The sequence below is a fragment of the Lysinibacillus sp. FW12 genome, assembly GCF_050817245.1.
Lineage (GTDB): Bacteria > Bacillota > Bacilli > Bacillales_A > Planococcaceae > Lysinibacillus > Lysinibacillus irui.
In genome coordinates this window covers 72,501-93,881 of the sequence record NZ_CP139094.1, presented here as the reverse complement: position 1 = coordinate 93,881, position 21,381 = coordinate 72,501, and the positions used below count along the sequence as shown (strand labels likewise).

Sequence of the window (21,381 nt, the reverse complement as noted above, 5' to 3'; positions counted from 1 at the left end):
TCTACTAACTAGATGGGTCATTTTTTTGTATTCCCCAACAATCCATCAATTGTTCAATGGATCGTTCAATTGTATGAACAGGTATCCCACCAAAGCCAAGTAAAAATTGAGCTTGTGAAGATTCACAATGGTCTAGTCTATAATCAGATAAGGGATAAATCCCAATCTCTGATTGAGCAGCAAGCAGTTGCAATTGTTTCTCGGATAATGTGTGTTGAACATCTAATAAAATATGCATTCCGGCTTGCTCACCAGTAATTTTAATCGTTGATGAATACTTTTCTAATATAGAAGTTAGCTTATCATGCTTTTTACGATAAACCTTGCGCATTCGATTGAGATGCTTTGCAAAATGACCGTCACGCATAAAATTTGCCACGATATGTTGGTCGAAACGAGGCACCGTAGAAGAATAATAGTTAAATACATCACTATATGTTGCGAGTAGTTTAGGAGGAAGTACAAAATAAGCTACACGCAAAGAAGGCATTAATGATTTTGTAAAGGTGCTCATGTAAATAACTTTATCATTTCGATCTAAGGCATGTAGTGCAGGAATTGGTTTACCAGCATAACGAAATTCTGAATCATAATCATCTTCAATAATATAGCGAGAGGAACTTTGGGCCGCCCAATTTAAAGCCTGTGCACGTCGTGTCGCAGATAATACCGCGCCAGTAGGGAATTGATGTGACGGCGTAATGTAAACAACATTAGCACTTGTTCTCTCAAGCTCATGAATAATAATTCCCTCTTCATCAACGGCGATGGGTTGAACTTGTCGTTTATACTGTGAAAACATGCGATGCACGGCAGGGTATCCTGGGTTTTCTAAGGCAAAGCAGGTATCATCACTAAAAAGTCTTAAAATCATAGGAAGAAGCTGTTCAGTACCAGAGCCAACAACAATTTGCTCAGGATTACACACTACCCCACGCGATTGATATAAATAATTAGCAATCTCAGTGCGTAAAGAAAGTTCTCCTTGTGGTTCACCTGTTAGTAATAATTCCTTTGAGGTATCGTCAAAAAGCTCTTTCGCATACTTTCTCCACGTTTGGAATGGGAAGGCATCAATATCGATAGAACCAGGATTAAAATCAATTTTGTATGATTTTTTCTTAGGATGCTCTCTGAAAGAGGTTTCAGAGTCCTGCTGAATATAGGGAAGCTCATCAATTTCTTCTACAAAATAGCCAATGCGTGATTTGGACATAATATAACCTTCAGCCAGTAATTGGGCATAGGCAATTTCAATGGTTGTTTGAGAAATATTCAAAAAATCAGCTAATTTCCTTTTTGATGGTAATTTTTCTCCTACAGCTATTTTCTTAGAAATAATGGCCTCCTTTATGCCGTTATAAAGCTGATCATACAGCGGTTTATCACTATTTTTTTCGAGTTGAAATAAAAGCATATCCATGTTTTAAAACCTCCTGACCTTATAATTATTTTGAAAACTGGTTATTTTTATATGGTCAATTTCCATTATACTAAATTTCATCATAAAGGTGGAGGTTAGAAAATGAAACAAATAGGAACAGAGCTAGTAAAACGTGGGATGGCAGAAATGCAGAAGGGTGGCGTCATTATGGATGTCATTAATGCAGAACAGGCCAAAATTGCAGAAGCTGCTGGAGCAGTTGCTGTTATGGCATTAGAGAGAGTACCTTCAGATATTCGCAAAGCAGGTGGTGTTGCACGTATGGCAGATCCTCGCATTGTTGAGGAGGTAATGGAGGCCGTTTCTATTCCTGTTATGGCAAAAGCCCGTATTGGCCATATTGTGGAAGCACGTGTTTTAGAAGCAATGGGTGTAGACTATATTGACGAAAGTGAGGTCCTCACACCAGCCGATGAAGAGTACCATTTATTAAAAAGTGATTATACAGTACCGTTTGTGTGTGGCTGTCGTGATTTAGGAGAAGCAGCACGTCGAATTGGAGAAGGAGCATCCATGTTACGTACAAAGGGCGAACCAGGAACAGGAAATATTGTGGAGGCAGTTCGACATATTCGCAAAGTAAATGGTCAGGTACGTAAAATCGTAGGCATGACAGAGGATGAACTAATGACAGAGGCGAAATTATTAGGAGCTCCTTTCGAATTATTAAGAGACATCAAACGTCTTGGTCGTTTACCAGTAGTAAATTTTGCCGCAGGAGGTGTGGCTACACCAACCGATGCTGCATTAATGATGGAACTTGGTGCTGATGGCGTTTTCGTTGGTTCTGGTATTTTCAAATCTGAAAACCCGGAAAAATTTGCTCGTGCTATCGTAGAGGCGACTACCCATTATAAAGATTATAAGCTTATTGCAGAAATATCAAAGGAACTTGGCATACCAATGAAAGGTATTGATATTGCACAGCTTGGGCAAAGCGAACGTATGCAGGAGCGAGGTTGGTAGGATGAAACGAATAGGTGTGTTAGCACTACAAGGAGCTATACGTGAGCATGTTAAAATGCTAGAAGCCCTTAACTGTGAAGTCATCCAAGTAAAACATAAGAAAGATTTAATAAACCTCGATGGTCTTGTGTTACCTGGTGGGGAAAGCACAACCATGAGAAAATTGCTTGATCGCTTTGACTTACTAGAGCCGATTCGTGAACTTGCTCAGCAAGGTTTGCCTATGTTTGGGACATGTGCAGGATTAATTTTATTAGCTAGCCATCTAGTGGATGATGAAGCACATTTGGCAGTTATGGATGTCATAGTCGCACGAAACTCATTTGGTCGTCAGGTAGATAGCTTTGAAATACAACTGGATATCCCTAAAATAGGAATAGACATTCCAGCGGTATTTATTCGAGCGCCTCATATTAAAGCAGTTGGTAAAAATGTTGAAATTCTTGCTGAATATGAGGGAAAAATTATCTTAGCGAGAGATAATCATTTATTGGGTTGTGCATTTCATCCAGAATTAACCGGAGATTCAAGAATTCTAGAATATTTTGTATCCTCTATGGTATGACTTGCAAAATTTGTTTTCATATAGTACAGTATGGTTAAAATTTAAATAACTGAACACGATGATGGGAAGTAGTAACAAGCACGTTTTTTTTAGAGAGTCAGCGGTTGGTGGAAGCTGATAAAAGCACTTGTGAATCCGTCCTGGAGTTGCACAGTCGAAGTAATGTAAGTAGGCTGCTGCCGGCTGAAATGCCGTTATGAAATAAGTGGATTAGGCATATGCCTAATCAATTAGGGTGGCAACGCGGGTAGCTCTCGTCCCTTTTTAGGGATGGGGGCTTTTTTGTGTTTATTTTTATTTAAAATCGAACATTTGAATAAACCGCCGGACGAAATTATATCAAGACTTAAAGGATGCAACAATTCCCATCATTAAACTACTGGAGGTATGACTATGTTAGATATTAAACGCGTACGCGATAATTTCGCGGAAATTAAAGAAATGCTATTAACACGTAATGAAGATTTAGGAAACTTAGATGATTTTGAGGGTTTAGATGCAAAGCGTCGTGAGTTAATTGCTAAAACAGAAGAATTAAAAGCAGAACGAAATAAAGTATCTGAACAAATTTCAATTATGAAACGCAACAAGGAAAATGCAGATGAAGTGATTGCTCGTATGCGTCAAGTTGGCGATGAAATTAAAGAGCTAGATGTTCAACTAAATGATGTAGAAGAGCGATTTAAAGATATGATGATGCGCTTGCCAAACATTCCACATGAATCTGTACCAGTAGGCACAACAGAGGATGACAATGTAGAAGAATATACTTGGGGCGAAATTCCAACATTTGATTTTGACATTAAGGCACACTGGGATCTTGCTACTGATTTGAAGATTGTTGACTTTGAACGAGGTGCAAAAGTAACGGGTAGCCGTTTCTTATTCTACCGTGGGCTTGGGGCTCGCTTAGAACGAGCACTTATGACATTTATGATGGATTTACATGCAGAAGAGCATGGCTATGAGGAAATGCTGCCACCTGTCATTGTTAATCGCGATAGCTTAACGGGTACAGGACAGTTACCTAAGTTTGAGGAAGATGTATTTAAATTAGAGGAAACAGATTATTTCATGATTCCAACAGCAGAGGTACCAGTTACAAACTTCTACCGTGATGAAATTTTACCTGCTGAAGCTTTACCCCAAGGTTTTGCTGCATACAGTGCATGCTTCCGTTCAGAGGCAGGCTCTGCGGGTCGTGATACACGTGGTTTAATCCGTCAGCACCAATTCAACAAAGTAGAATTAGTACGCTTTGTAAAACCAGAGGAGTCATATGAGCAATTAGAGCTGTTAACAGGTCATGCTGAAAAAGTACTGCAATTACTAGGCTTACCGTATCGTAAACTAAAAATGTGTACTGCTGATTTAGGATTTACTGCAGCGAAGAAATATGATTTGGAAGTTTGGATCCCAGCACAAAACATGTACCGTGAAATTTCTTCTTGCTCTAACTTTGAGGATTTCCAAGCACGACGAGCAAATATCCGCTTCCGTCGTGAGCCAAATGCAAAACCAGAATATGTTCACACATTAAACGGTTCAGGTCTTGCGATTGGACGTACAGTTGCAGCTATTTTAGAAAACTACCAACAAGCAGATGGAAGCGTAGTAATTCCTGAAGTTTTAAGACCATACATGGGTGGTAAAGAAGTAATTGCGCCTAATTAAATAACATGTAAAAGCTATTTTAGACGATCCTTTAAACAGGTAAATCTAAAATAGCTTTTTTGATGTCCAAAATTGAAATCTCTCATAATTTTTGAAAATTCGTTATACTGGGTAATATTCATGGATTTACACCATTTCGCACATGCCTTAAGTGAATTTGATAGTGTTCACAGATGATAAAGGCTGTGCAATTTTTTATGATTTAGCAGATTTAAATATATTATTGGCAATCGGCTTAACACCAGATGAATTTTTTCACAGTACTGTGACTGATAATTATCAAAATTTATCATCTGAAACAAGTACCATATTTAAAGTGATGCAAACAGGACAACCAATTTTAAATTACGAACAACAATTAACGACTCTAAATAGTTTTAGTTATCTATCATTAAGCTCAACCTATCCTATTATAGAGCAAGGCAGAACCTTTGGCGCAATTGAATTTTCAAAGCATTTTTATGAAAGTAAGCAAATAAAATACTTAGATAATTTCCTGGGACATAAGCTATACCGAGATAATTTTTACAACCTATCGTCTAGACGATTTTATAACGACCAATGCAGATGAAGGCCCAACTAGAAAGGCTCGTCGTAGTGCTAAGAAAAAAACGCTCCGATTTTGCTGACAGTGGAAACAGGGTCAGGGGAAGATATTTTCGCTCAGGGTATTTATAATGAAAGCGAGCTTTTTACAAAGCCGTTTATTACATTAAACTGTTCGACATTAGCAGAGGATAATATTTTTACACAGCTTTATGGCTCAGAAAATGAAGAGACAAGTGGTAAGTTTACAGGAGGCAAACGGTGGTACTTTGCTTGCCATTCCCTTAAATATAAAAAAGAAGGTGTCTCATTAGGAGGCACCTTCTTTAGTTTCTGGCTCCATCTTTCTCGGTGATTTCAGCAATTCATGCCTTTTTCGCAGCTTTTTTACGCTCTCGTAAAGCTTTAAAAAAGTCAGTTAAAATTTTCCCGCACTCTTCAGCTAAAACACCTTCTGTTACATCACATTCATGATTAAAACGTTCATCATTTAATAAACGATAAAGGGAATCGACACAGCCAGCCTTTTGGTCTCTTGCACCATAAACAACACGGGGCACTCGAGATTGTAGAATAGCTCCTGCACACATAGGGCAAGGCTCTAATGTAACATAAAGCGTTGTATCTTCGAGACGCCAACTACCTATTTTTTTGCAGGCTTCTTGAATAACCAACAGCTCAGCATGGGTAGTCGCATTTTGTGTTGTTTCTCTTAAATTATGGGCACGTGCAATAACAGTTCCCTCATAAACAAGTACTGCGCCAATCGGAACTTCTCCAAGTGAAGCAGCCAGATGTGCTTCCTCTAATGCTTGCTTCATAAAAAAGCGATCTGTTTCAAAAATATCCACTCATATCTCTCCTTAATAGTAGTGTAGCGTGCTGGATTGGTAATTGCTACTTTTAGCGTTGACATTCCTAATATAACCATATATATTTATATATGAACACATGCTCATATATAAATATTGAAGGGTAGGGTAAACTTTTATGGATGATAAATTAACAAGTTTAGAAGCACAGAAAAACGCTGATCAGCATTTAGATGAAGAAACACTATTTGTAGTATCTCAAACCTTTAAGGCATTAAGTGATCCAACTCGCATTCGAATTTTAAACTTACTATGCAAAGATGAACATTCTGTAAATGATATTGCGGAAATTTTAGATTTAGGGCAATCAACCGTTTCTCATCAATTACGCTTTCTAAAAAATTTACGGTTAGTGAAGTTTAGAAGAGAAGGAACAACACTGTATTATTCCAAGGACGACGATCACATTATGAATTTATTAAAGCAGGCAATTGAGCATGCAGCTCATAACTAAATGATGGGAGGAATAAAAATGGGACATCATCACGATCACGCTCATGATCATACTCATGGCGCAAATAAAAAAGTATTATTACTGTCATTTATTATTATTACAGGGTATATGATAGTTGAAGCGATTGGTGGCTTTTTAACAAATAGTTTGGCTCTATTATCAGACGCAGGGCATATGTTAAGTGACTCTATTTCTTTGGGCATTGCCATGTTAGCTTTTACGTTTGGAGAAAAAGCTGCTAGTTATAGTAAGACCTATGGTTATAAACGATTTGAAATATTAGCTGCAGTGCTGAATGGCATTACACTAATAGGTATAGCATTATTTATTTTTTACGAAGCGATTGAACGCTTTGCTAATCCTCCTGAAGTAGCTACTACAGGAATGCTTGTTATTAGCACAATTGGTTTGTTAATTAACATTTTAGTAGCATGGATTATGATGCGAGGTAGTGATACAAAGGATAATTTAAATATGCGTGGCGCTTTTTTACATGTGCTTAGTGATATGCTAGGGTCTGTAGGGGCTATTGTAGCGGCGCTATTGATTATGTTTTTTGGTTGGGGATGGGCAGATCCACTTGCAAGCGTTATTGTTGCTTTATTGGTAGTAAGAAGTGGCTACTATGTCACTAAAGCTGCCATTCATGTTTTAATGGAGGGAACACCTTCAAATGTAGATGTTCAGGAAATTATTCAGTTAATTGAACAAACTGAAGGAGTAGAGAGTATCCACGATTTACACATCTGGACAATTACTAGTGGAACAAATGCATTGTCCTGTCATGCAGTCGTTAATGATCAATTAAAAATAGCTGATAGTGAGCATATATTACGAAAAATTGAACATAATCTTGAGCATAAGGGCATTAAGCATGTAACGATTCAATTAGAAACAGCATCACATCAACATGAAAGTTCAATTTTATGCCAATTGAAAAATGACCATGAACATCATCATGAATAAAAAAAATTTGTAGCTTGCATACCCTTCGTGGGTATAGTATGATTGAAGTGAAATAGGAGGTGTAGTGAATGGAAGACATAGTAAATAAAGATGCTTGTCATACAGAGGAAACTACGTCTTGTCGAAAAAGTCATCATCCTGAGCGTGTAAAAAAGGATTTAACGACTCGATTAAACCGTATTGAAGGTCAAATTCGGGGCATAAAGGGAATGATTGAAAAAGACGTTTACTGTGATGATATTATTACGCAACTGTCTGCCACACAGTCAGCTTTAAATAGTGTAGCGAAAATATTATTAGAAGGGCATTTAAAGGGTTGTGTTGTAGATCGTCTATCAGAGGGCGATGAAGCAGTATTAGATGAATTAGTAGTAACGATTCAAAAGTTAATGAAAAAATAGATGTTTAAACTATTATTTAAAAGGAGAGATTTATTATGCAAAATGTAACGTTAAATGTACAAGGAATGTCATGTGGTCACTGTGTAAATGCAGTGGAAAAAAGTGTTGGTGCTTTAGCTGGTGTAGAACAAGTAAAAGTTAATTTAGCAGAAGGTTTAGTGGATGTTGCTTTTGATGAAGCACAAGTGTCACTTGACCAAATTAAAGAAACAATTGATGATCAAGGCTACGACGTAAAATAGTAGTATCAATAGAGTGCTCCTGTAGCACTCTCTTATTTTCAAATTTATATACCCCTGGTTGGTATAAGGAGAGGTGAAAGGTAAATGAGTTCTGATATAAAAGAGGCGAATTTGCAAATTACAGGTATGACATGTGCAGCCTGTGCCACTCGGATAGAAAAAGGTTTAAATAAAATGGATGGTGTAGAACAAGCAACGGTTAATTTAGCACTTGAAAAATCGTCTATTAAGTACGATCCAGCAAAGTTGAGTGAAGAAGATTTTGAAAAGAAAATAGAAGCACTTGGTTATGGTGTTGTTAAACAAAAAGCTGAACTTGAAATTACAGGGATGACGTGTGCAGCCTGTGCCACTCGCATTGAAAAAGGGTTAAATAAGCTAAGCGGTATCTCTTCTGCAAATGTAAACTTAGCACTTGAAAAGGCAATGATTGAGTTTAATCCATCAGAAGTATCCATCACAGATATCATTGTGAAGGTAGAGAAGCTAGGCTATGGGGCTCATCAAAAAGAAGAAGAGGCAGAAACGGTGGACCATCGAGAAAAAGCCATTAAACAGCAACAACGCAAATTTATTCTGTCGGCTATTCTTTCATTACCACTGCTTTGGACGATGGTTGGACATTTTTCCTTTACATCGTTTTTATATGTACCAGAATTTCTTATGAATCCTTGGGTTCAAATGGTGTTAGCAACACCAGTACAATTTATTATAGGTAAGCAATTTTATGTAGGAGCCTACAAAGCTTTACGTAACGGTAGTGCAAATATGGATGTACTTGTCGTCATGGGGACATCTGCTGCGTATTTCTATAGTGTCTATCAAGCAATCGTAACGATAGGGTCTCACCATGGCCCCCATCTTTATTTTGAAACGAGTGCGGTTTTAATTACATTAATTTTATTAGGGAAATTATTTGAGGCCAAAGCAAAGGGGCGTTCTTCTGAAGCCATAAAAAAACTGATGGGACTTCAAGCTAAAACGGCTGTGGTTGTACGTGACGGTGTAGAAAAAGAGGTTCCTTTAGAAGAAGTTATCATTGGCGATGTTATTCTAGTAAAACCAGGGGAGAAAATTCCTGTCGATGGAGAGGTATTAGAGGGATCAACAGCTGTTGATGAATCAATGCTTACAGGTGAAAGTCTGCCAGTTGATAAAAAACAGGGCGATCAATTATTTGGGTCCACTATTAATAAAAATGGTTTTATTAAAATGACAGCAACTAAGGTTGGTCGTGATACAGCGTTAGCACAAATCATTAAAGTGGTTGAAGATGCTCAAGGATCAAAAGCACCCATTCAACGCTTAGCAGACCAAATATCAGGGGTTTTTGTACCAATCGTTGTCGGTATTGCATTGGTAACATTTTTAGTTTGGATTATTTGGGTCCGCCCAGGAGAATTTACACCCGCTTTAGAGGTTTTAATTGCAGTTCTTGTCATTGCTTGTCCTTGTGCTCTTGGATTAGCAACGCCAACGTCTATCATGGCAGGTTCAGGTCGTGCAGCTGAATTTGGTATTTTATTTAAGGGTGGAGAACATTTAGAGCAAACGCAAAGTATTGATACAGTTGTTGTAGATAAAACAGGTACAGTGACACATGGTAAACCAGAGCTAACGGATGTTCTATTAGCTCCAGCACAAGATGAAGGACGCTTTTTATCATTAATTGGGGCAGCTGAGAAACAGTCAGAGCATCCACTTGCTGAAGCCATAGTACATGGTATAGAGGAACATGGTATAGCATTAGGTGAAGTCCAATTTTTCGAAGCAATCCCAGGTTATGGTGTGCAGGCGACTGTCGCAGGTCAGGGTGTTGTCATTGGAACACGTAAATTAATGCAGCAATATGGTATTCAAATTGATGATATTTTACCAACAATGGAGCAACTTGAGCGAAACGGTAAAACAGCAATGCTGGCTGCTATCAATGGTCAATATGCAGGTTTAGTAGCTGTCGCTGATACAGTTAAAGATACGTCAAAAGAAGCCATACATCGACTTCAGGATATGGGTATTACGGTCATTATGATGACGGGTGATAATGAACGTACTGCCCAGGCTATAGGAACAGAGGTAGGAGTAAATCATGTCATTGCTGAAGTCTTACCAGAAGGCAAGGCAGATGAGGTGAAAAAGCTACAAGCTCAAGGGAAAAAAGTAGCAATGGTGGGTGATGGCATTAATGATGCGCCTGCGCTGGCAACTGCCAATATCGGAATGGCCATTGGTACAGGAACTGATGTGGCGATGGAAGCGGCAGACATTACACTTATTCGTGGCGACTTAAATAGTATCGCAGATGCCATTCTGATGAGTCGCAAAACAATGCGTAATATCAAACAAAATCTATTTTGGGCTTTTGCATACAATACATTAGGTATTCCTATTGCTGCAATTGGTCTACTTGCTCCATGGGTAGCTGGTGCTGCGATGGCTTTCAGCTCGGTATCGGTAGTATTAAATGCATTACGATTACAGCGAGTAAAATTATAAAGTATGAAAGGCATTGAGAAGTATATTCTCGATGTCTTTTTTATTTATTTGGAGGAGAAATTTCACTTTTAAATTTACTAGAATAATAGGTTGATTCTGTTTTTCATTTTCCCACTATGATACAATGAACGGTACTGATTCATTTAATAAATGAGGTGTCAGCGAGCGGGGCACGATGATAGAATCCATAGAATAAAAGGAGGAACTTCTAGTGACGGTTCCATTTGTTACGGTAGAAGGTCCGATTGGTGTTGGTAAAACCTCTTTATCGAAAGAGATAGCAGCAACATTAAATTACCATCTATTAAAAGAAATTGTAGACGAAAACCCTTTTTTAAATAAATTTTATGAAAACATAGAGGAATGGAGTTTCCAAACCGAAATGTTCTTTCTTTGTAATCGTTATAAACAATTAACTGATATAAAAAAGTTTCGATTAGCAGAAGCCAAACCTGTTGTAGCAGACTACCATATTTTTAAAAATTTAATATTTGCCAAGCGAACATTGGCACCAACTGAGTACGAGAAATACGAGGAAATATATGGGATTTTAACAAAAGATATGCCTGTTCCAAATGTAGTGGTTTATTTACAAGCTAGCGTCGAAACATTAATGAAGCGTATCGCGATGCGTGGCCGAGAATTTGAAAAGATGATTTCACGTGATTATATGGAGCAGCTTGTGGCTGATTATCATTCGTTTATCGAGCATTTTGAGGAAATGCATCCTGAAATTCCAGTTATTCGATTTAATGGGGATCAGCTTGATTTTGTCAAAAATCCACATGATTTAAATTACGTTTTAAAGATAATTAAAGACACGTTACAACAAAGGAGTTTGCAATAATGAATTTAAGAGAGAAGTACGATATTCCTCCTCAAACCGTTATCACGATTGCTGGTACAGTGGGTGTAGGAAAATCAACGATGACAAAGGCGTTAGCAGAAGCACTAAATTTTCGTACATCATTTGAAAAAGTAGATACAAATCCATATCTTGATAAATTTTATGAGGACTTTGAAAAATGGAGCTTTCATTTACAAGTTTACTTTTTAGCAGAGCGTTTTAAAGAACAGAAGCGTATTTTTGAATATGGTGGAGGATTTATACAAGATCGATCCATTTATGAGGATACTGGCATTTTTGCTAAGATGCATTTTGATAAAGGGACAATGAGCCCAACTGATTATGAAACGTATACGAATCTGTTTGATGCTATGGTGATGACACCATATTTCCCACATCCCGATTTGCTTGTCTATCTTGAGGGACCAATTGATGCAGTTATTGGACGTATTCAAGAACGTGGACGAGCAATGGAGCAACAAACACCAAATGATTATTGGATAGAAATGCATGAACGCTATGAAAACTGGATTAATAATTTTAACTCCTGTCCAGTTCTACGTTTAGATATTAATGATTATGATTTATTAAAAAATCCTGATGCCATTGAATCAATTGTGAGCCGTATCAGTCATATGCTAAAACAAACAAGCCATTTACGAAAATAGAATTATAATAAATGACCAAAAAACGTGAGACAATATGTAGCTGATTGTTTCACGTTTTTTGAATAGGAGGGATTATTATAAGAATTGCAGTGTATTGTGGATCCGGTTTAGGGAAAAGTCCCATTTTTGCTGAAAAGGCCTCTGAGCTAGGTACTTCACTAGCGAAAAACGGCCATGGTGTTGTCTATGGTGGTTCTAAAACAGGATTAATGGGTAAGGTTGCAGATGCTGTTTTAGCAGCGGGTGGAGAAGTAATTGGTGTGATGCCAACTCACTTACAGAAGCGAGAATTGGCTCATGCCTCATTAACAGAGATTCATTTTGTAGATTCAATGCATATTCGTAAAGCAAAGATGGCAGAGTTGGCTGATGCATTTATCGCTCTTCCTGGGGGTGCAGGTACTTTAGATGAATACTTTGAGGTATTTACCTGGGCACAAATTGGACTTCATGCCAAGCCTGTCATTTTATATAATGTCCATGGATTTTATGATGCCCTCTTACAGCATTTCAAAATCATGTTGGAGGAAGGTTTTATACGTGCTGAACAAAAAGAACTTTTTTGCGTAGCTACTTCTTCGGAAGAGATATTGAGCTTATTAAAAAAACATGGGTGAAACATTACCCATGTTTTTTACCGAATATAAAAGTAAAATAAATTATTATAAGTAAAAAAATAGTAAAAGGGGTATTGTTTATGCACAGTGTAGAGGCTCAAGTAACGGATGATTTAGTAGTTCAAGCCATTGAACGTAATATTGCAATTATACGTTTTGATATGGATCGAAAAGTAGCCTATGTAAATGAGCTATTCGCTCAAACGCTAGGCTATACAGTACAAGAGATGCTAGGAAAGCATCATAAAGAATTTTGTCTCCCCGATTTCAGTAATAGTATGGAGTATGATAAGTTTTGGCGCAATTTAACAGTAGGAAACAGTTATCAGGATAAAATTGAGAGAATGGATGCGAATGGCAATATCATTTGGCTTGAGGCAACATATATGCCGGTTTTTGCAAACAATACAAGACAAGTAATTGGTGTCTCTAAAATTGCGACCAATATTACTGAGCGTCAAAATGAAATAGTAAATGTAGCAGACAAATTGAAAGGCATGTCTAAAGAGCTTTATCATCGTTCTGAGACAGGTATTCAAAATAGCCAAGACTTACTAAAAACAATTAAAGCGGTTTCACAAGAGTCTAATGAAAATGTTAGTAACCTCGTGAAGCTTCAAAAACAAGCAGATTCTATTAAAGGGATTGTGAAGACTATTCAAGAGATTGCCTCACAAACAAACTTATTAGCTTTAAATGCAGTATTGAAGCAGCTAGAGCAGGAGAATATGGTAGAGGTTTTGATGTCGTGGCCAAAGAGGTACGAAAGCTTTCAGTTAGGGTTGAGCAGTCCATTTCACAAGTGAAGGAGAATGTTGAGGGGATAGAACGGGAAATCGGACAAGTGACAGATAGTATTACAAGAATTGCTGAAAAAGTAGATAAGACGAATCAACAAATTACCGTCACGACAAATGATTTTAATGAAATTGCATCTGCTGCTGAAGCATTAGTTGAGCAATCAAAGCAGTTTATCGAAATCATTTAATAGTATCATTCATAAGAAAATATGGGCTTAACAAAAGTTTCCTTTAGTATCCGAGAAATATTGAAATAGTATATGGTTCTTATTTACAATAATAGGTGTAAGGCTTTCATCAATCATAATAATAGGGGTGTTATGTATGACAAAAGTGGAAGTAAGTTTTCAGCATCTACCAACGACAGCTATATCTGATGCGACAGGCGGGCATACCAATTTGCGAAGTGAAATTAAACCACTAGCCGATCATTTTAAAATAGCTGGACGAGCAGTAACTGTACGTTTACCAGATGGTGAGAATGGTGCAGTATTGGAAGCGATCAGAGCGGCCAATGAAGGGGATATCTTAGTAATTGATGCAAAAGGAAATACTAATCGAGCTGTAGCGGGCGATTTCGTTATTTCCTTAGCAAAGGGACTGGGCGTCCAAGGTTTTGTGGTGGATGGAGTGATCCGTGATATAGCAGCGATTCGAGAGTTGGATTTCCCTATTTTCGCTTTAGGTACAACAGTAGCAGCTGGCAACAAAAATGGTGGTGGCCAAGTAAATATTCCAATTGCCGTTGGAGGAGTAACCGTTCATCCTGGTGATTATATTATTGGGGATGTAGATGGCGTTATTGTCGTACCAATGGAAGATGCAGAAAGAATAGTAGCAGCCGCAGAGTCCAAACTTGAAAAAGATGCGGCACGTGCACAGGAGGCACATGCAAACGGAAAAGAATCGATCATTGCCTATTTAGATAAAGTGCTTGGAAAGTAAAAAAACCCTCACGATGCCATCCAACATCGTGAGAGTTTTTTTAAATTACGCTAAATTTTCATTATCTTTAAAGTAATTTTTCATCTTTTCGCGATCGAAACGGCCTTCCCATTTAGCCATAACTAATGATGCTAATGAGTTACCAATTACGTTCACAACAGTACGTCCCATATCAAGAATACGGTCAATACCAGCAATAAATGCTAGTCCTTCAAGTGGAATGCCGACAGTACCTAAAGTTGCTAGAAGTACTACGAATGATACGCCTGGAACACCTGCAATCCCTTTAGAAGTAACCATCAATACAAGCATTAACGTAATTTGTTCACCAATGCTTAGGTGAATACCGTACATTTGCGCAATAAATAATGCTGCAATCGCTTGGTATAGCGTGGATCCATCTAAGTTAAAGGAGTAACCTGTTGGAATAACAAAGGATACGATATCCTTTGGAGCACCCAATTTCTCCATTTTTAACATAATACGTGGTAATACAGCTTCAGAACTTGCTGTTGAAAAGGCTAAAATTAACTCATCTTTTAATACTTTAATTAAGTAGAAGATGCTGATTCCTGCAAATTTTGCTACAAGTCCAAGAACGACAAAGATAAAGAATAGCATCGTTGCATAAACAAGGATAGCTAATTTAGCAAGTGGTACCAGTGAAGCGAATCCATATTTGGAAACGGTTACACCAATTAAACCAAATACCCCAATTGGAGCAAATTTCATTACGAGGTTAGTTACCCAGAACATAGCGTCTGCTACCCCTTGGAAGAAGTCTAAGACTGGTTTTCCTCGTTCTCCAACTGCAGCAACCCCTAAACCAAAAATAACTGAGAAGAAAATAATCGCAAGCATATTACCTTCAGCCATAGACTGGATAATATTTGTTGGGACAATCCCTACAATAATATCAAATGGTCCCTCATGCTGTACTTCTTCAGTAGTTGTTACATATTTCGAAATATCCCCCTGAGATAGTTCACTCATGTTAATACCTGTACCAGGATGGAATAAGTTTGCGGAAAGTAATCCAACTACGATTGCTACTGTCGTAATAATCTCAAAGTAAATAATGGATTTCCCGCCTAATCGCCCAAGCTGTTTCATGTCTCCAGTACCAGCTACACCAACGATTAATGTAGAAATAATAATCGGTACAACAATCATCTTAATAAGATGTAAAAAGATATCCCCTAATGGTTGTAAATATGTCTCAATCTTGGGGTTCCCGTAAAAGATACCACCAATAATGATCCCTAAAATCAAACCGATTAAAATTTGAGCGGCTAGACTGATTTTAAATTTCTTCTTCAAACCCTTTGTACCCCCTAATATTAAATTTTTAGGACACGCCTTACTTTAATAATACGGAGGACTTATGGAATCCGACAAAATCCGAGAAAATTAATTTACTTTTGTTAAAATGTCTGAATATAACACTTGAATAAACTTCTTAATATTGACTTTTGCTTTACGATTATCATGGTCTTCAATCTGTGTCATGAGTTGACGAATTTCTTTAAAATCGAAGTAGCGCGGGGCATAGTATTCAAATTCGGAGTTAGTGTAATCAACAACACCTAAATTAGCGAGATTAATCATGGCAGCTAGTATTGTTCTACGCACACGCTGTTCTATAGCTTTACTTTCCTTCAAAATTTCATCAGGTGTAGCCTTTGTAACAGCGGCAATTTCCTCATAAAGCTCCTTTAATGGAGGAAGTGGTGCAATCTTATGCTGATGAGCAAGTAATGTTTCAATAATAGCTATAATATCTTCGCTACCAATTTCACCGACAATTCCCATATCGTTTAATATGGATTGAATATGGTCTCGGGATGTTGCTTTATTTGCCTTTTGTTCACTTAATTCAATATTTGTAAGTGATTGGCGTATAACTAACAGAGAATTTTTTAGTCGAAATTGTTCAGTAGTTTTTTTCAAAACATTTTCTACTTCTATTCGGTTAATTGGTTTATGAATGAAGAAATCGATTCCTTGTTCATAAGCCTCACCGACCATTTCCTTATTCACAACTTGTGAAATCATGATAAATTGCCCCTCGAAGCGATTTTGAATAAGGTGTTCGACTGTTGCTATTCCATCAAGTTTTGGCATCAGTAAATCAATCAGCACAAACTCTGGCTGAGTCATTAAAATTTGTGGTATGGCATCCTCACCATTACGAGCCTCACCAATAACTGTACCTAACCCACTATCTTCAATAATTTGTTTTAACATAACACGACTTGCACGATCATCGTCTACAATAAAATACCTCATTTAAGTCTCTCCCGTTTGAATAGTTTGCGTAGGAATTGTGATTTTAAACGTTGTGTATTGATTGTTTGATTCAACGGATATTGAGCCTTTTAATTTTTCTATTAGTTCAGCAACATGTGAAAGCCCAATGCCAGTTGCTGCTACACCATCATCATTATATTTTGTGGTGTATCCAGGTTCAAAGATAATAGATAAATCTTGTTGAGAAATTCCTTTTCCATTATCACATACTGTTATTACAGTATTATCCTCTTGGCGTTGAATAGCAATAGATATGATACCTTGTCCTTCGATAGCTTCAACTGCATTAGCAGATAAATTATTTAAAAGAGCAAGTAATGCAATATGTTCCTTTGTTTGAAAATCAAAGTCTATTGTTGTTTTGAATTGTATACTCTTACCAAGTAATTCAGCATACTTACTATTGCCTTCTTCAATATAATGTAATAATTCAGATAATACAAAAGGGCCGAAGTTCCTTTCGCCAACAATTTTAGAAATACCAGCATAAATACGCTGTGAATCCTTTTTCACTTCATGGATTTCCTGGGCAATATGAAGCGCTTGCAAACTTTCCGCTCGATAACCTTTAATTTTTAACTGTCGGTATAACTCAAATCCACTAGCTGTTATCGTTTCAATATGATTCATGGACTTTTTTAAATACAGGGTCTCTACATAGAGGTCGGATCCAATATTGAGCATTTCTTGTACACGCTTTTTTTGTTCTGCTATCAAAATAGAGCTATACACACCGACTACAAAAAAACTACGTAATAATGCGACCGCTAAAAGAATCAGGAGGTCATGAAGAAATAAAAAAGTATAGGTTTGTACAAAAAAGCGAAAAATTTGCTCTGCTAAATTACTAATGACCTCACTAAAGGCGACGAGTAAACCAAGCTTTAATGGTTTTTCTCTGTATTGTTGGATATCTAAAATTTGTAGGCATACTGCAAACAATACATAAAATAAAGCCGCTGGTAAATGGTTAAATATACTCTCTGAAATAGCAACATCATGTAATGAGGAAGTAAAAACACGGAAAAGGGTTGTCACTATACTTGTAGCAACACCAGCTAAAATAATGGGTGTAGGTTTAATTAATGTACATAAAAAGAATATGATGGTTCCTAAACCAAAACGGAAAGATGTATTAGCAAAAGGCATAATTTTAATCTCACTACCAATTGCAGTCATGACAGCAATAAGGAAAATCCAAGTAAGGGAAGCGCGCGTCATAAATAATTTCGATTGCATTGTAACTACCTCCCATCATTCATATAATAAAAAAATACCACAACCGAGGCGGAAGTGGTATCTAACAAGTAATACATACAATTTTGGCAAAAAAAAAACGGCTACATTCGTAGTCGGAAATTTAAAACTGGAGGAGGTAGAGGGATTCGAACCCCCGCGCGGTGTTACCCGCCTGTCGGTTTTCAAGACCGATCCCTTCAGCCAGACTTGGGTATACCTCCATGTTATATTGCTCTGTTGTCTTATCGACAAAAATAAATTTATCACAACTTGAGAAAGCCGTCAATATATTTTTTCAAAAAAATATAGGAAGATTAAAAATGATTTGGAAATAAATAATTTGTGCATTAAGTTGCAATTTATACAAACTGTCAGTATACTAGTTATTGCCGTGCTAGGTGGGAAGGTAGCGGTGTCCTGTAACTCGCAATCCGCTCTAGCGAGACTGAATTCCTTTTTCGAGGCTGTCCGTATTGTTTGGTCTGCCTTTTGCACGTAGTGTTGACGATTGGGTCCTGCGCAATGGATACCCATGAACCATGTCAGGTCCGGAAGGAAGCAGCATTAAGTGGTCTTATCCATGTGCCGCGGGGTTGCCTAATCCGAGCTAACGACAAGAGTAACGCTTATGTGCGGCTGTCAAGGAAAGGTGCACGGCATGAAATTGCCAATTCAAAGCATCCGTCTACTATAGGCGGGTGCTTTTTTATATTTAATCAATAACTTCATTTTCTATATAAGATAGCAAATGCTATAATAAAACTACTCAATTACATGGAAAAGGAGAGAGAAATATAGTGACGTATCAAGCATTTTATCGTGTGTATCGACCACAATCTTTTCGAGAAATGTCAGGTCAAGCTCATGTCAAAAGAACGCTACAGAATGCTCTCCTAGCGAATAAAACCACACATGCTTACTTATTCTCTGGGCCACGTGGTACTGGGAAAACAAGTACAGCTAAAATTTTTGCGAAAGCATTAAATTGTGAACATGCACCATCAAAAGAACCTTGCAATGAATGTGCTACTTGTCTAAGTATTACTGATGGATCTCATCCAGATGTCATTGAATTTGACGCTGCCTCGAATTCACGTGTTGAGGAAATTAGAGATATTATAGAGAAAGTACGTTTTGCTCCTGCTAGCAGTAGATACAAGGTGTACATCATTGATGAAGTACATATGCTTTCTACAAGTGCTTTTAATGCTCTTTTAAAAACTTTAGAAGAACCACCCCCTCACGCTGTATTTATTTTAGCAACGACAGAGCCTCATAAATTGCCTGCAACGATTATTTCTCGTTGTCAGCGCTTTGATTTTAAGCGACTTTCTACAAATGATATTATTGAACGAATGAAGGTTGTCTTAGAGGATATTGATTTACCATATGAAGAACAAGGCTTAAAGGTTATCGCACAATCTGCAGCTGGGGGAATGCGCGATGCTTTAAGTTTATTGGATCAAGTTGTGTCTTTCAGCGGAGAAAAGTTAAAGCTTGAGGATACGTTGTTAGTTACAGGTTCAATTAGTCAGGATGTTTTCTATGATTTAGCAGAGGCACTCAAGATGAAAGATGTTGCACAAATGCTTGCGCTTTTAGAGCAACTTATAGCCGATGGAAAGGACCCTTTGCGTCTTTCGGAGGATTTAATTACCTTTTTCCGTGATTTATTATTACTTCAAACAAGTGATGATTTAGCTGAACTCTTAGAGCTTGTGTCCCCCGAGGAACGTGTATTTACTTTAGCACATGAATTCGCGCCAGATATGCTTTATGGCTATATAGATATTCTCGCAAAAACACAGCAAGAGATGCGCTTCTCTCACCATACGAAAATTTACTTAGAAACAGCATTACTTAAAATGGTACAGTTTTCAGGAGGGGTCGCCCATTCAACGATGGCTACCAATGAAATGACGCAAAGCCCAGAGGTCACTCAAAAAATTGTTGCGCTTGAGCAGATGGTTCAGCAATTATCCTTACAATTGCAAACTGGGGCACCAGCACAAACATCACCAGCCCAAAAAGAGCAGCGGCCTCGTGCTAAAAGTCCGAATGGCTATAAAGCACCGACTGGTCGTATTCAAGAAATACTAAAAGATGCAACAAAACAAGATGTGCAACGTATAAAATCGGTGTGGGCGCAAGCATTAAGTCAAATGCAAAAATCACAATCTGCTCTTTTGGCAGAAGCCGAGCCTGTTGCGGCATCTTCGAGTGCTTTTGTGTTAAAATTCAAGTATGATATTCATTGTCAGATGGTTGCTGATAACCAATCTTTAAAGGCTCAATTTACACAACTAATTGCGGGACAAACTGGCACAATGTACGAGATGCTTTGTATACCGGAAGAATCCTGGTTAAAGATGCGTGAAGAATTTATTCGTGATCATGGTCTGCAGCAAAAGAAAACATTAACGGCTTCAGAACATGGGGAGGAATTATTAGAGCCACCACCGGCAGAAATGCCAGAAGAACCATTTATCGACGATGCTCAACCTCTTGCTTCACAAGACCCACTTGTGACAGAGGCTGAAAAACTCTTTGGTAAAGACTTTGTTGAAATTATTGAAGATTAAATTTTTAGGAGGAAAACATTTATGCGTGGAATGGGAAATATGCAAGGTATGATGAAAAAGATGCAAAAAATGCAAAAGGAAATGATGGAGGCTCAAGAAGCATTAAATGCTGAGCAATTTGAGGGTGTTGCAGGCGGCGGCATGGTAAAAGTAACTGTTTCAGGTCAGCGCGAGGTTGTATCCGTAAATCTTGATGAATCTGTGGTAGATCCTGAAGACATCGAAATGTTACAAGACCTAATTGTTATCGCTACAAATGAAGCGTTGAAAAAAGTAGAAGAAAAAACGAATTCAACAATGGGGAAATTCACTCAAGGCTTAAACCTTCCATTCTAGGAGGTATTCATTATGTACTACCCAGAACCAATATCTAAATTGATCGATAGTTTTATGAAATTGCCAGGTATCGGGCCGAAAACTGCGGCTCGTCTGGCGTTTTTTGTGTTATCAATGAAGGAAGACGATGTATTATCTTTCTCTAAAGCACTCATTGATGCTAAACGAAATCTGAGCTACTGTTCTGTTTGTGGCAATATAACGGATGTAGATCCATGTCATATTTGCTCAGATAAGCAACGAGATCATTCTATTATTTGTGTTGTACAAGATACAAAAGATGTTATTGCAATGGAAAAAATGCGTGACTATAACGGCATGTACCATGTACTTCAGGGAGCAATTTCGCCAATGGATGGCATCGGCCCAGAGGATATTAATGTTGCTTCCTTATTAGTGCGTTTGCAAGAT

22 protein-coding genes, 1 tRNA gene, 1 other RNA gene, 1 pseudogene and 1 other annotated feature (1 of these 26 cut by a window edge) are annotated in these 21,381 nt (G+C 37.7%); of the genes and pseudogenes, 19 read left to right on the top strand and 6 right to left on the bottom strand.

Annotated features, from left to right (window positions below; all coding sequences use genetic code 11):
• Positions 1–4 precede the first annotated feature (4 nt).
• Positions 5–1,423, bottom strand: coding sequence for a PLP-dependent aminotransferase family protein (locus tag SJW71_RS00530; protein ID WP_312507634.1), 1,419 nt, complete (start codon positions 1,421–1,423; stop codon positions 5–7).
• A 102-nt stretch (positions 1,424–1,525) separates the two neighbouring features.
• On the opposite strand from SJW71_RS00530, the gene pdxS reads away from it, so the two are divergent.
• The 5 genes from pdxS (at position 1,526) to SJW71_RS00505 (ending at position 5,550) form a co-directional block, all read left to right on the top strand.
• Complete coding sequence (gene pdxS, locus SJW71_RS00525) at positions 1,526–2,410, top strand: pyridoxal 5'-phosphate synthase lyase subunit PdxS (RefSeq protein ID WP_431811642.1); 885 nt, start codon at positions 1,526–1,528, stop codon at positions 2,408–2,410.
• Position 2,411: 1 nt separating this feature from the next.
• The gene (gene pdxT / locus SJW71_RS00520) at positions 2,412–2,975 is read left to right on the top strand and encodes a pyridoxal 5'-phosphate synthase glutaminase subunit PdxT (protein ID WP_274795119.1); all 564 of its coding nucleotides are present in this window, start codon (positions 2,412–2,414) and stop codon (positions 2,973–2,975) included.
• A gap of 49 nt (positions 2,976–3,024) precedes the next feature.
• Positions 3,025–3,240: a binding site (T-box leader), on the top strand.
• Positions 3,241–3,368: 128 nt separating this feature from the next.
• Positions 3,369–4,649, top strand: coding sequence for a serine--tRNA ligase (serS, locus tag SJW71_RS00515; protein ID WP_274795120.1), 1,281 nt, complete (start codon positions 3,369–3,371; stop codon positions 4,647–4,649).
• Positions 4,650–4,812: 163 nt separating this feature from the next.
• Positions 4,813–5,220: a hypothetical protein gene (locus SJW71_RS00510; protein WP_431811641.1), complete on the top strand. Its 408-nt coding sequence runs from the start codon at positions 4,813–4,815 to the stop codon at positions 5,218–5,220.
• Positions 5,221–5,280: 60 nt separating this feature from the next.
• Entirely contained in the window at positions 5,281–5,550 is a 270-nt protein-coding gene (locus tag SJW71_RS00505; protein ID WP_407136204.1) for a sigma 54-interacting transcriptional regulator, read from the top strand.
• A gap of 10 nt (positions 5,551–5,560) precedes the next feature.
• On the opposite strand, the gene tadA is transcribed toward SJW71_RS00505, so the two are convergent.
• Positions 5,561–6,046: a tRNA adenosine(34) deaminase TadA gene (tadA, locus tag SJW71_RS00500; RefSeq protein ID WP_431811640.1), complete on the bottom strand. Its 486-nt coding sequence runs from the start codon at positions 6,044–6,046 to the stop codon at positions 5,561–5,563.
• 139 nt (positions 6,047–6,185) lie between these two features.
• Between tadA and SJW71_RS00495 the strand changes: the two genes are divergently transcribed.
• The 10 genes and pseudogenes from SJW71_RS00495 (at position 6,186) to SJW71_RS00450 (ending at position 14,503) form a co-directional block, all read left to right on the top strand.
• Positions 6,186–6,521, top strand: a complete 336-nt coding sequence (locus tag SJW71_RS00495) for an ArsR/SmtB family transcription factor (protein ID WP_312507633.1) — start codon at positions 6,186–6,188, stop codon at positions 6,519–6,521.
• Positions 6,522–6,539: 18 nt separating this feature from the next.
• The gene (locus SJW71_RS00490; RefSeq protein ID WP_322605802.1) at positions 6,540–7,487 is read left to right on the top strand and encodes a cation diffusion facilitator family transporter; all 948 of its coding nucleotides are present in this window, start codon (positions 6,540–6,542) and stop codon (positions 7,485–7,487) included.
• A 68-nt stretch (positions 7,488–7,555) separates the two neighbouring features.
• The gene (locus SJW71_RS00485) at positions 7,556–7,888 is read left to right on the top strand and encodes a metal-sensitive transcriptional regulator (protein WP_312507631.1); all 333 of its coding nucleotides are present in this window, start codon (positions 7,556–7,558) and stop codon (positions 7,886–7,888) included.
• A 35-nt stretch (positions 7,889–7,923) separates the two neighbouring features.
• Complete coding sequence (copZ, locus tag SJW71_RS00480; RefSeq protein ID WP_312507630.1) at positions 7,924–8,130, top strand: copper chaperone CopZ; 207 nt, start codon at positions 7,924–7,926, stop codon at positions 8,128–8,130.
• A gap of 84 nt (positions 8,131–8,214) precedes the next feature.
• Complete coding sequence (locus SJW71_RS00475; protein ID WP_431811639.1) at positions 8,215–10,626, top strand: heavy metal translocating P-type ATPase; 2,412 nt, start codon at positions 8,215–8,217, stop codon at positions 10,624–10,626.
• A gap of 211 nt (positions 10,627–10,837) precedes the next feature.
• A complete protein-coding gene (locus tag SJW71_RS00470) occupies positions 10,838–11,473 on the top strand; it encodes a deoxynucleoside kinase (protein ID WP_274795129.1) in 636 nt (211 codons plus the stop codon).
• Positions 11,473–12,141 carry a deoxynucleoside kinase gene (locus SJW71_RS00465; RefSeq protein ID WP_274795130.1) on the top strand — a complete coding sequence of 223 codons (669 nt, stop codon included), beginning with the start codon at positions 11,473–11,475 and terminating at the stop codon, positions 12,139–12,141. The genes SJW71_RS00470 and SJW71_RS00465 overlap by 1 nt, the downstream gene beginning before the upstream one ends.
• 89 nt (positions 12,142–12,230) lie before the next feature.
• Positions 12,231–12,758, top strand: coding sequence for a TIGR00730 family Rossman fold protein (locus tag SJW71_RS00460; RefSeq protein ID WP_274795131.1), 528 nt, complete (start codon positions 12,231–12,233; stop codon positions 12,756–12,758).
• An 80-nt stretch (positions 12,759–12,838) separates the two neighbouring features.
• A pseudogene (locus SJW71_RS00455) lies at positions 12,839–13,746 on the top strand (methyl-accepting chemotaxis protein).
• A 136-nt stretch (positions 13,747–13,882) separates the two neighbouring features.
• A complete protein-coding gene (locus SJW71_RS00450) occupies positions 13,883–14,503 on the top strand; it encodes an RraA family protein (RefSeq protein WP_274795133.1) in 621 nt (206 codons plus the stop codon).
• 45 nt (positions 14,504–14,548) lie between these two features.
• On the opposite strand, the gene SJW71_RS00445 is transcribed toward SJW71_RS00450, so the two are convergent.
• From SJW71_RS00445 to SJW71_RS00430, 4 genes are all read right to left on the bottom strand, one after another.
• A complete protein-coding gene (locus tag SJW71_RS00445) occupies positions 14,549–15,823 on the bottom strand; it encodes a cation:dicarboxylate symporter family transporter (RefSeq protein ID WP_312507626.1) in 1,275 nt (424 codons plus the stop codon).
• Positions 15,824–15,913: 90 nt separating this feature from the next.
• Positions 15,914–16,792, bottom strand: coding sequence for a response regulator (locus tag SJW71_RS00440; protein ID WP_274795135.1), 879 nt, complete (start codon positions 16,790–16,792; stop codon positions 15,914–15,916).
• Positions 16,793–18,052 carry an ATP-binding protein gene (locus SJW71_RS00435; protein WP_431811638.1) on the bottom strand — a complete coding sequence of 420 codons (1,260 nt, stop codon included), beginning with the start codon at positions 18,050–18,052 and terminating at the stop codon, positions 16,793–16,795. It lies immediately after the preceding gene.
• Between the two features lie 128 nt (positions 18,053–18,180).
• Positions 18,181–18,273: transfer RNA gene (locus tag SJW71_RS00430), tRNA-Ser, on the bottom strand.
• Between the two features lie 168 nt (positions 18,274–18,441).
• Here SJW71_RS00430 and ffs point away from each other — a divergent pair.
• The 4 genes from ffs to recR all read left to right on the top strand — a co-directional run.
• Positions 18,442–18,709, top strand: an RNA gene (gene ffs, locus SJW71_RS00425) — signal recognition particle sRNA large type.
• Between the two features lie 140 nt (positions 18,710–18,849).
• Positions 18,850–20,634 carry a DNA polymerase III subunit gamma/tau gene (gene dnaX / locus SJW71_RS00420; protein WP_431811637.1) on the top strand — a complete coding sequence of 595 codons (1,785 nt, stop codon included), beginning with the start codon at positions 18,850–18,852 and terminating at the stop codon, positions 20,632–20,634.
• Between the two features lie 21 nt (positions 20,635–20,655).
• Complete coding sequence (locus tag SJW71_RS00415; protein ID WP_004233957.1) at positions 20,656–20,970, top strand: YbaB/EbfC family nucleoid-associated protein; 315 nt, start codon at positions 20,656–20,658, stop codon at positions 20,968–20,970.
• Positions 20,971–20,982: 12 nt separating this feature from the next.
• Positions 20,983–21,381 carry the 5' portion of a recombination mediator RecR gene (recR, locus tag SJW71_RS00410; RefSeq protein ID WP_274795138.1) on the top strand. 198 nt of this gene lie beyond the right edge of the window, so the window shows 399 of its 597 coding nt (coding positions 1–399); it begins with the start codon at positions 20,983–20,985; its stop codon lies off the right edge, out of view.